The organism is Candidatus Dependentiae bacterium (genome assembly GCA_020431705.1).
In the GTDB taxonomy this organism is placed as follows: Bacteria; Babelota; Babeliae; order Babelales; family Vermiphilaceae; genus JAGQHQ01.
The window spans coordinates 133,284-134,948 of record JAGQHQ010000001.1; the positions used below are offsets into that span (position 1 = coordinate 133,284).

At 34.4% G+C, this 1,665-nt stretch carries 2 protein-coding genes; one reads left to right on the plus strand and one right to left on the minus strand.

Annotated elements, in window-relative coordinates; genetic code table 11:
- The coding region (locus tag KC460_00590; protein MCA9769852.1) for a hypothetical protein at positions 1–404 on the minus strand (404 nt) is incomplete at its 3' end.
- 296 nt (positions 405–700) lie between these two features.
- Here KC460_00590 and KC460_00595 point away from each other — a divergent pair.
- Positions 701–1,549: an HAD-IA family hydrolase gene (locus tag KC460_00595; GenBank protein ID MCA9769853.1), complete on the plus strand. Its 849-nt coding sequence runs from the start codon at positions 701–703 to the stop codon at positions 1,547–1,549.
- Positions 1,550–1,665: the final 116 nt, after the last annotated feature.

Genomic DNA, 1,665 nt, shown 5'->3' on the forward strand with positions numbered 1-1,665 from the left:
TCCTCTTTATCACCTGTTAACACATCGCAAGAACCTTGATTTACATCTACAGCAAAATCAGTATTTACCTCTTCTTGCTCAGCTATAGTCGTATTTTCGTTGTCTTCATTAAGATTAACAAATTCACTTTCAATAAAGTCTTGTTCTTCTGCATCTACATTATTATCAACATTACCATTATTTAAGTTGTCAATATCTGCATCTGCTATTGTACCATTAGTAGCATCTACGCTTTCTTTGTAATCATTACTATCAAAAACAAGTATTCGGTCACCTTTGTCACCACTTTTATTGGTTACTACAGTACTACCATTATCCATTGCTCGTACATTAAAGCTTGCGCATACAAATAGTAAGCTTACTGAAAGTAAAGCATACTTATGTAAGTTTCTATTAACCATCATAAAAGAGACCTTCCAATTAATACTTTAATTAAGAAATAAACTGCAACTATTCTATTACAAATCTACTATGGTGAACTGTATTGTAGTATAAAACAGCCAAGGTGAAAGTCAAGCGTAATAGTCCCATTTTGGCATAATTTTTTTCACTGAATGTTACAAATCTTATTTTTAAAAACATACTTCACTAATATTTTGCCAGTTGAAATTTTTATTTCAATGTGTTACCCTATGGGTATTGTAGTAAAAATCAGTATACTGAGAAGATTTTTAGTAGTTTAATTAGAGGATCTTTTGTCATGAAGCGATGCAATCGCATAATCGTTCGATTGTCCCTCTCCATAGCACTATTAGCGGCTTCCATCACTCATTCGGCAAATATTATTTTTGATCTTGGTGGCGTACTAATAGAAACAGATACAATTGCCAGCTTTTGGCACAGCGGACCAATAAACTGGTTTTACTATTTGGCAAATTTCAATAATCCACGCTCCGTACGGGATACACTTTATAATTTCCTCAACGCTGTGTATCCACATGAAAATAATGCTCTTGCGGTGTACGATGAAACTGGCAGACGCATGCCACAACTTATATGCGATTGGCTCACTGGCCATTATACATACGCAAACATTCGTTGCAACATTCAGGATGTTCTTAGTTATTATTTTAACGATTATTCAGAACAAGTATTATTTGATTCTGTTACACAGATGATGTTTGAGCCAAACACTTTTGCTAAAACACGGCGTTTTATTGGCGAAGGAATTATGTTTGTAAGAGAGTGCATCACACAAGGACATAACGTTTATATTCTCTCAAATTGGGACCCAGAATCATTTAAGCTACTTAAAAAAATTTACCCAGAATTTTTCATCCTTTTTGATGGTAAAGTAATTTCAGGTAAAGTTGGTTATAATAAACCTCACCACAATATTTACCTTAACTTACTAGAAAAATATGATCTTGAACCAGCAGAGTGTATTTTTATTGATGATCAACCAGAAAATATTACTGCTGCACGTGAGCTTGGTATACATGGTATTATATGTCCACAAAAAAGCCTTTTGTTTTCCACACGTCCCAACTTTGATATCGTGCGTAATGAAATACGCGCATGGCAAACACTAAAAAACAAAACTCTTTAGAAAATAGGCGGGCCTCTTCCCTAGAGGCCCGCCTCATATTTAGAACCTATCCCAAAATTCATAAATGCCTCAAAGTATAGAATATAGCGGCAATTTGGATTGCTGCTATATAGTTT